7 protein-coding genes and 1 pseudogene are annotated in these 8794 nt (G+C 72.0%); 1 reads left to right on the top strand and 7 read right to left on the bottom strand.

Annotated features, from left to right (window positions below; translation table 11 throughout):
- The 5 genes from QR77_RS18965 to QR77_RS18985 all read right to left on the bottom strand — a co-directional run.
- Positions 1-1538, bottom strand: a 1538-nt coding sequence (locus QR77_RS18965; RefSeq protein WP_052489648.1) for a glycosyltransferase family 39 protein, incomplete at its 3' end; no start/stop codon positions are given.
- Positions 1535-2932, bottom strand: a complete 1398-nt coding sequence (locus QR77_RS18970) for a bifunctional glycosyltransferase family 2/GtrA family protein (protein ID WP_078876874.1) — start codon at positions 2930-2932, stop codon at positions 1535-1537. The genes QR77_RS18970 and QR77_RS18965, both read right to left, overlap by 4 nt.
- 26 nt (positions 2933-2958) lie before the next feature.
- Positions 2959-4749: a HAMP domain-containing sensor histidine kinase gene (locus tag QR77_RS18975; protein ID WP_052488891.1), complete on the bottom strand. Its 1791-nt coding sequence runs from the start codon at positions 4747-4749 to the stop codon at positions 2959-2961.
- Between the two features lie 92 nt (positions 4750-4841).
- Positions 4842-5597 (bottom strand): response regulator transcription factor, encoded by a 756-nt coding sequence (locus QR77_RS18980; RefSeq protein WP_107069093.1) that lies wholly within the window; start codon positions 5595-5597, stop codon positions 4842-4844.
- Between the two features lie 268 nt (positions 5598-5865).
- Positions 5866-6579, bottom strand: coding sequence for a carboxymuconolactone decarboxylase family protein (locus tag QR77_RS18985; RefSeq protein ID WP_052488892.1), 714 nt, complete (start codon positions 6577-6579; stop codon positions 5866-5868).
- A gap of 71 nt (positions 6580-6650) precedes the next feature.
- Here QR77_RS18985 and QR77_RS18990 point away from each other — a divergent pair, with 71 nt between their 5' ends.
- Entirely contained in the window at positions 6651-7289 is a 639-nt protein-coding gene (locus QR77_RS18990; protein ID WP_040023111.1) for a TetR/AcrR family transcriptional regulator, read from the top strand.
- A gap of 127 nt (positions 7290-7416) precedes the next feature.
- Here QR77_RS18990 and QR77_RS18995 read toward each other — a convergent pair whose 3' ends face one another.
- On the bottom strand, positions 7417-8364 hold the full coding sequence (locus QR77_RS18995; protein ID WP_052488893.1) for an amidohydrolase family protein: 948 nt from the start codon (positions 8362-8364) through the stop codon (positions 7417-7419).
- Between the two features lie 66 nt (positions 8365-8430).
- Positions 8431-8794: pseudogene (locus tag QR77_RS47460) on the bottom strand (DUF2797 domain-containing protein); the annotation flags it as partial.

Here is an 8794-nt window from a genome sequence, read left to right on the forward strand (position 1 = left end):
CCACCGCCACCGAAGCCGCCGCCGGGCCTCCCGCCCGGCCCGCCGCGCATCGAGGCGGGACCGGCCGTGATGATCGATCCGGTGTGCGGGGTGTCGACCGTGGAGAGCGTGTACGCGAACGGCGCCGCCAGCGAGGCGACGATCCCCAGCCCCGCCACCGCCAGTCCGAGCCGCCGCCCCAGCGCCGGCCGCCCCAGCAGCGCCAGCGCGACAGCGGCCACCAGCCCGCCGATCAGCACCGCCCAGCGCAGCCACGGCAGGTAGTCGGGGGTCCGGCCGAGCAGGACGTACGCCCACACAGCGGTCACCGCGGCCGTCGCGCCCAGCGCGAGCGAGGCGGGAAGGGCCGCGCGTTCCTTCCAGAGCGCCGTGACGCCCATGCCGACGAGAGCGGCGATGTAGGGCGCGAGCGCGATCGTGTAGTACTCGTGGAAGATCCCCGCCATGAAGCTGAAGACCGCCATGGTCATCAGCAGCGAACCGCCCCAGACGAGGAACGCCGAGCGGCCCGTGTCCGTACGCGCGGCGCGCCGCGTCAGCACCAACCCCGCGACGAGCAGCAGCAGCGCGGCGGGCAACAGCCAGGAGATCTGGCTGCCGACGGTCTCGTTGAACATCCGGCCGAGACCGGTCTGTCCCCACCTGCCGCCCCCGGCACCGCCCGGCCCGCCGCCGCCGGGTCCCGCTCCTCCGCCGCCGACGCTCCCGGCCTCGTCGCCGCTGATCCGGCCGAAGCCGTTGTAGCCGAAGGTGAGTTCCAGGAAGGAGTTGGTCTGCGAACCGCCGATGTACGGCCGCGAGGACGCCGGCCACAGTTGCACGATGGCCACCCACCAGCCACCGGAGACCACCATGGCGAGCCCGGCCAGGGCGAGTTGGCCCAGCCTGCGCCGTACGGACGTGGGCGCGCACACCGCGTACACCACCGTGAGCGGAGGCAGGATCAGGAACGCCTGAAGCGTCTTCGTCAGGAAGGCGAAGCCGACGGCGACCCCCGCCCACAGCAGCCACTTGGTCCGCGCCCCCTCCAGCGCGCGGAGCACGCAGTAGATGGTGACGGTCATCAGCAGTGCGAGCAGCGCGTCCGGGTTGTTGAAACGGAACATCATCGCGGCGACCGGCGTCAGCGCCAGCACGGTGCCGGCGATCAGCCCGGCGGCCGGGCCGAAGCGCCGGCGCACGGCCGCGTACAGCACCGCGACCGTCCCGACGCCCATCAGCGCCTGCGGCAGCAGGATCTGCCACGAGCCGAGGCCGAAGAGCCGTACGGACAGGTCCATCGGCCAGAGCGCGGCCGGCGGCTTGTCGACGGTGATGGCGTTCGCCGCGTCGGAGGAGCCGAAGAAGAAGGCCTTCCAGCTCTCGCCGCCCGCCTGCGCTGCGGCCGAGTAGAAGGAGTTGGCGTAGCCGGAGGCGCTCAGATCCCAGAGCTGGAGCAGTGCGGCGCCCAGGAGGAGAACGAGAAGGGCGGGCCGTACGCGGGGTGTGCGCGCGGCCGCGTGGGGCCTGGCCGCGTGCGGCTGGAGGGCGGTGGTCATCGCACGTTCCTAGGGTCGGGGGCGGTGTCGGCGCGGGTGCCGGGTGTGGTTTCGGCGGTGGTGTCGAGGGCGGTTCCGGCGGCGGTTCCGGCGACCACCTGGCCTGGCGTACCGCGGTCCGTCTGGGCGGCCCGCCGGTCGGGGAACACCCAGGCCCGCAGGAGCAGGAAGCGCACCACGGTCGCAGCGAGATTGGCGGCGATCAGCACGGCCAGCTCGCTGCCGTGGGAGGGGGCCCCCGAGGCGGAGGCCGCGTCGAGGGCGGCCAGTGAACCGCTGGTGAGGACGAGTCCGATCGCGAAGACGACCAGGCCCTGGGCCTGGTGCCGCACGGCGCGGTCCCGGCCCCGTACGCCGAAGGTGAGCCTCCGGTTGGCGGCGGTGTTGGCGATCGCCGACACCAGCAGAGCGGCGCCGTTGGCGAGTTGTGGACCGACGCCGGCGCGGAAGACGGAGTAGAGCGCAAGATAGAAAAGCGTGGACAAGGCACCCACGACGCAGAAGCCGACCAGTTGCCGGGCGAGACTGCTCGGCACTCCCCCGATCCGCCGGTCCCTCGGGTCGTCCCCGAAGGGCCTCGACAGTCGGTCCAACGGCAGCGTTCCCCCGGCCAGTGCCCGGCCCACCCGCCAGACGCCCTTGAGGTCCTCGACCGCCGTACTCACGATGTGCACCCGGCTGTCGGGGTCGTCGATCCAATCCACCGGCACTTCGTGGATCCGCAGTCCGGCGCGTTCGGCCAGTACCAGCATCTCCGTGTCGAAGAACCACCCGGTGTCCTCGACCATCGGCAGCAGTCGTTCGGCGACCTCACGCCGTATGGCCTTGAAGCCGCACTGGGCATCGCTGAAGCGGGCGGAGAGTGAGGACTTGAGAATGAGGTTGTACGCACGCGAGATGAATTCACGCTTGGGCCCGCGCACGACGCGGGACGAGCGGGAGAGCCGGGACCCGACGGCCAGATCCGAGTGCCCCGAGATCAGCGGCGCGACCAGCGGCAGCAGCGCGTTGAGGTCGGTCGACAGGTCCACGTCCATGTAGGCGAGCACGGGCGCGTCGGAGTCCGACCAGACCGTACGGAGCGCCCGCCCGCGCCCCTTCTCCTCCAGCCGGTAGGCGCGTACGCCCGGGAGCGTGGCGGCGAGCCGGTTCGCGACCTCGGGGGTGCGGTCGGTGCTCGCGTTGTCGGCGATGGTGATGCGGAAGCTGTAGGGGAACGTGCGGGCGAGATGGCCGTGCAGCCGCCGTACGCAGGATTCGAGGTCGCGCTCCTCGTTGTAGACGGGGATCGTCACATCGAGCAGCGGCAAAGCGGCCTCGCCGATGGCTTGGACCGCATCGGCCGGGAGATGCTCCCGGGCCGGAAGGGTGCCCCACGGGGTGTCGGTTCGCATACAGCCGACACTCGCGAAGGGCGCTGTCACAGCGGTGTGCTGAGGCTGTGCCCTGTCTGTGAGTTGCTGTGGGACCGCGAGTCGCTGTGGGACCGGGCGCCGCCGGCGGCGGCAAGGGCCGCGACGGCGGCCGGAGGTGCGGCGCGGTGCGCGGGCAGGCGTACGGCGAAGACGGTCCTGCCCGGCTCGCTCACCACGCCGACGGTCCCGCCGTGGGCGGTGACGACGGCCCGGACGATGGCGAGGCCGAGACCGGTGGACCCGGCGGCGCGGGAGCGTGAGGCGTCGCCGCGGGCGAAGCGTTCGAAGACATGAGGAAGGAGCGTGGGCGGGATGCCGGGACCGTCGTCCTGTACTTCGAGGACCACCCGGGGCTCCGGGCCTGCTTCGGCGCGCACGCGCGCGGTGACGGTGGTGCCCGGTGGGGTGTGGGTCCGGGCGTTGGCGAGCAGGTTGACGAGCACCTGCTGGAGACGGGAGGGGTCGCCGTACACGGTCGCGGCTCCGGCGGCTCCGGCGGCTTCGGCGGCTTCGGCTGCTTCGGCTGCTTCGGCTGCTTCACAGCGGGGGCCGGTGGCGGACCCGGCCGTCCGCCCGGTCGCCGGGTCGGCCACCGGCTCGGTGGGTTCCGGCAGTTCGAGTCGCCAGTGGTGGTCCTGTCCGGCGGCGTGCGCGTCGCTCACGGCATCGACGACCAGCGGCGAGAGATCGATGCTCTCGTGCGAGAGCGGCTGCCCGACGTCGAGGCGGGCCAGCAGCAGCAGATCCTCGACCAGTCCGGTCATCCGCTCCGCCTCGGCCTCGATCCGGCCGAGCGCGTACCGGGTGTCGGGGCCCTGCTCCTCACGCCCGCGCCGGGTCAGTTCGGCGTACCCCCGGATCGAGGCCAGCGGTGTCCGCAGCTCATGGCCGGCGTCGGCGACGAAGCGCCGTACGCGCATCTCGCTCTCCTGACGCGCGGCGAGGGCGGAGCCGACATGCCCCAGCATCCGGTTGAGCGCGGCGCCGACCTGTCCGACCTCGGTCCGTGGATCCGCCTCGGCGGCGGGCACCCGTACGAGCGGCGCCACCTCGCCGCTGTGCAGCGGCAGTTCGGAGACGCGGGTGGCCGTGGTCGCGACGCGCCGCAGCGGGCGCAGCGCGACGGTGACCAGAGCGCTGCCGGCGAAGCCCGCGGCGATCAGCCCGGCGAGGGTGACGGAGACCTCGACCATCACCAGCGTGTTGAGCGAGTTCTGCACCTGGGTGAGCGGAATGCCCACAAGGAAGGTGCCGTTGGCGCCGCCCACATAGGTGATCCGGTAGTCGCCGCGCGCCGGCAGGGCGACGGTGTGCGGCTGACCGTCGCGCGGGACGGTGGCGAGCGCGGAGGTCTGGGCGCCGCTCAGACCGCTGTCGGTGATCTGCGGACCGACGTCCTTGCTGTTCTGCTGCGTACTGACCAGCGCCCGGCCGATGCTGCCGGAGTCGGTGACCTCCGCGCCGACGGTACCGACGGGCGCACCGCCACCCGTCACGACCTTGAGGGGGTCCCTGACACCGAGATTCCCGCTGGGCAGCCCGCCCGGGAGACCGCCGCCGGGCAGCTCTCCCGTACCCCCGCCCGCACCCGCGCCGGCGCCCGGGTGCGGCATCCCGTTCGCGGCGGGCGGTCCCGCCGCCCGTCCCGCGATCGCGACGAGCTGCCGGTCCAACTGGCTGTACTGGTAGGAGCGGAACGCGACGGTGGTGACCGTACCGATCACGGCGGCGACCACGGCGATGAGCACGACGGCCGACACCACGAGCCGGGTCCGCAAGGAGGCAGGCTGGCGCATCGAAGGCATGGAAGTCACCGAAATCATTGAGGTCACGGAAGTCAGCGAGGTCGTGAGTCGTCAGGTCACCCGAAGGCAGCGACTCAGGGCGCTCATCGAGCGGTCGCGCCGGGCTCACCGGGCTTGATCAGATATCCCGCTCCGCGCCGCGTGTGGATCATCGGCGGACGGCCCGCGTCGATCTTGCGGCGCAGATACGAGATGTACAGCTCGACCACGTTGGCCTGGCCGCCGAAGTCGTACGACCACACCCGGTCGAGGATCTGCGCCTTGCTGAGCACCCGGCGCGGGTTGCGCATCAGGAAGCGCAGCAGTTCGAACTCGGTGGCCGTGAGGTGGATCGAGTGCCCGTCGCGGATGACGTCATGGCTGTCCTCGTCCAGCGAGAGGTCCCCGACGACGAGCATGGACTCGCTGCGTACGGCTGTGGCGCCCGAGCGCCGGATCAGCCCGCGCAGCCGCGCCACGACCTCCTCCAGGCTGAACGGCTTGGTGACATAGTCGTCGCCGCCCGCCGTCAGCCCGGCGATCCTGTCCTCGATCGAGTCCTTCGCGGTGAGGAAGAGCACGGGCACCTGCGGCAGTTCGCGCCGCAACTGCCCCAGCACGGCGAGGCCGTCCATGTCCGGCAGCATCATGTCCAGGACGACGGCGTCGGGCCGGAAGTCCCGGGCCGACGACAGGGCGCCGCCGCCGTCGCCCGCGCTGCACACCTCCCAGCCCTCGTACCGCAGGGCCATGGACAGCAGCTCGGTCAGTGAGGCCTCGTCGTCGACGATGAGTACCCGGACGGGGCTCCCGTCGGGCCTGAGCATTTCGGTACGCCCGCGGGGCGAGGTGATGGTCATGGTGCTCACCCTGATGAGCGCCTCTGAGAGCACCCTTGCGCGTTCCTATGAATTGCCTGAGAAACGACCGCCCGGCGCTCTCGCACCGCGCTCAGCCGGCGGGGTCCACGTTCCACGACCCAGGCAGGTCAGCGCCGTCGTCGCCGCAGCCCCGCCGCTGTTCGCCGGTCCTGCCTCCGCGCATGTCAGCGCGCGCCATGAGGGACCGGTCGTGCGGTCCGAATCGTGTGTGGAGTGCGGGCGACAGGCGTTCAGGCGTTCAGACCGTTCAAGCGTTCCCGGCCGTCTGATTTCCCCGCAGTTCCTCCCGCTCGGCCAGCAGCGCGTCGAGGACGTTCAGGGCGCGCCAGGTCCGGGTCATCCCGGACGTCGCGGTGGCACGGACCGCGGCGCGGACCTCGTCGGGCGTCGCCCCCGTGCCCAGCGCCCGGCCGACGTGGGCGCGGAAGCTCTCCTGGAGGGTTTGGTAGAGGACGTCCACCGTCATGGTGGCGAACGCCCGCTCGCGGACGCTGATCCGGGACATGCCGGCGCGGATTCGCGACTGGAGGTCCATGTAGTCGGCGAAGCCCGGGTCGAGGGCACTCACCTCGGCGCGCATCGCGGCGGGGAGGGGGCTGCCCGTGCCGTCCGCGTTCACCTGGTGGCTCTGGCCGGTCGGCCCGGGCAGGCCGTGCTCGCGCTCGATGTCGGCCAGCCGCTCCAGGGCGGCCAGCGCCGCCGGGTAGCCGCTGTCGTAGGAGATGAAGCGGAGCAGCTCGCGCAGGTCGTCGGCGTCGAGGCCGTTGTCCAGGGCGGCCCGCACGTGCAGTTCGTACGGCATGCCGAGGATCTGCTCGCAGACGTCGGCCACGAGGTTGAGCAGGATCCGCTCACGCGGCGTCAGTGCCGCGTCGGATCCGACGAGTTGAAAGCTCGCGGCGGCCATCTCCGCGAACACGGGGTCCAGTTCCTCGATCGTGGTCCGGGTCGGCAGCGTCATGATTCCCCCTGGGTGAACGACTGTAGGACTACGACCGTAGCCCTACAGTCCGTCCAATACAATGCCGAATCATGGATGCGACCACCCCGGCTCCGAAGACCGCCCGCACCCCGCGACGCGGCACCAACCCCCGCGGCCAGGGCGAGCGGCTGCGCGCCGAGATCGTCGACGCGGCGCTACGGCTGCTGGACGAACTCGCCGACGACCAGGCGCTGTCGCTGCGCGCTGTGGCCCGCGAAGTGGGCATCGCGGCGACCTCCGTCTACATCCACTTCGCCGACCGTGACGCGCTGGTGCTGGCCGCGCTGGAGCACTGCCACGCGGGCCTGCTGCGCGCGGTGGACGACGCGGAGTCGGGCGCCGCCGACCCTGTGGCCGCGTTGCGCGCCCGCACGGCACTGCTCGGCATGTGGTCCCGCGAGCACCCGGGGCTCTACAAGGTGCTGCACGAGAGCACACTCAACCGGCGCTCGGACATGTCCTTCAAGCACGACATGTCCGAGCGAACGACCGCGGCGATCCGCCGGTGCATGGACGCCGGGCTGGTGCCCCGCGGCGACGCGGAAACCGTCTCCCTGGACCTGCGCACGGCCGTCCACGGCGCGGTCTCGATGCGCGTCAACCAGCCGGACCTGCTCTGGTCCCCGCTGGAGGAACAGGTGGACCGGTTCCTGACGAAGCTGGTCGGCGTCCCGCCGGCGGAACGGTGACGGCGGAACGATGACGGCGGAACGGTGACGGCGGAACGGTGACGGCGGTCCGGCGGCCGGCCGCGAGGACGAAGCCGGTCCCGTCCCCCGCCACCGACGAGCCCAGCGCACATCCGCCGTACAGAACCTAGTCCGCTTGACCGACCGCGCCGGGACCGTCCAGCCCGAAGAGCCGCGCGCCGTTGCCGTGGCAGACCGCCCGCAGCCACTCGTCGCCGAGCCCGAGCCGTTCCAGCACGTCGAGCTGGTGTACGTACGGATAGGGGATGTTGGGGAAGTCGGTCCCCAGCAGGATGCGGTCGCCCAGCCCGGCCAGCCTGCTCCTCGCCCCGGCGGGGAACGGCGCGAACCCCTCGCTGAACTCCGTGAACGCCATCGTCGTATCGAGCCTGACCTCGCCGTACCGCTCCGCCAGGTCGAGGAAGTCCGCGTACTCCGGCATCCCCATGTGCGCGACCACCAGGCGCAGCCGGGGATGGCGCGCCAGCACCCGTCCGACCGGCCCTGGCCCGGTGTACCTGCCGGGAGCCGGTCCCGAACCGCAGTGCGTCACGACCGGGATCCCGGCCTCGGCGAGCAGCCCCCAGACCGGTTCGAGCCGCTCGTCGTTCGGGTCGTACGCCCCCACTTGGAGGTGCGACTTGAAGATCCGGGCCCCGCCCTCGACGGCCTCGCGTACGTAGGTCTCGACGCCCTCCTCGGGGAAGAACGTGGCCGTCCGCAGACAGTCGGGGGTCCGCGCGGCGAAGTCGGCGGCCCAGCCGTTCAGCCACTCCGCCATGCCGGGCTTGTGGGGGTAGAGCATCGAGGTGAACGCGCGTACGCCGAGCGCCCGGAGCAGCTCGATCCGTTCCTTCTCCTCGTGCCGGTAGGTGATGGGCCACTCGCGCCCGATGAGCGGCCCCGCCGCGTCGAAATACGCCCACACCTTCTTGAGCACCCGGTCCGGCATGAAGTGCGTGTGTACGTCGACGAGCGCGTCGAGCCCGATCCGTTCCCGGAACCGCCGTACGGCCTCGATCTCGTCCGCGCCGCCGGGCACGTCCGTCACCTCGCCCACCTCTTGATCGTCCATGACGGCCACTCTCCGGCGGAGACCGCTGCCATGTCCACCGACCCCGGGGAATGCCAATCCCGCAGATCAGAAGAGCCCGTCCTGCACACCGCCGACCGAGAGGTCCCGCACCGGCACAGTGACCCCGGCTCGCAGCTCCTGCGCACCGACCCCGACCACCTGCCACCCGCTCATCAGCCGCGTGTCCAGCACAGTCACCTCGCCGTCGCCGTCGCCGGTGGCCAGGTGGAGGTCCGGCCCGGCGGCGGCGAGCAGCCGCCCTGCGCAGTAGCCGCCGTCGGACAGCTCGACCACGGCGCGTGTCGCCGGCGGGAGGCCGTCGAGCGCGAAGGCCTCCGTGTGGTCGACGGGGGCGAAGGCCATCCGTTCCAGCGACGGGGGCCACCCCTCCAGCGCCACCGCACGCGTGTACGTCCGCCCGATCTCGCCC

This window comes from Streptomyces sp. 150FB (assembly GCF_000818195.1).
GTDB lineage: Bacteria > Actinomycetota > Actinomycetes > Streptomycetales > Streptomycetaceae > Streptomyces.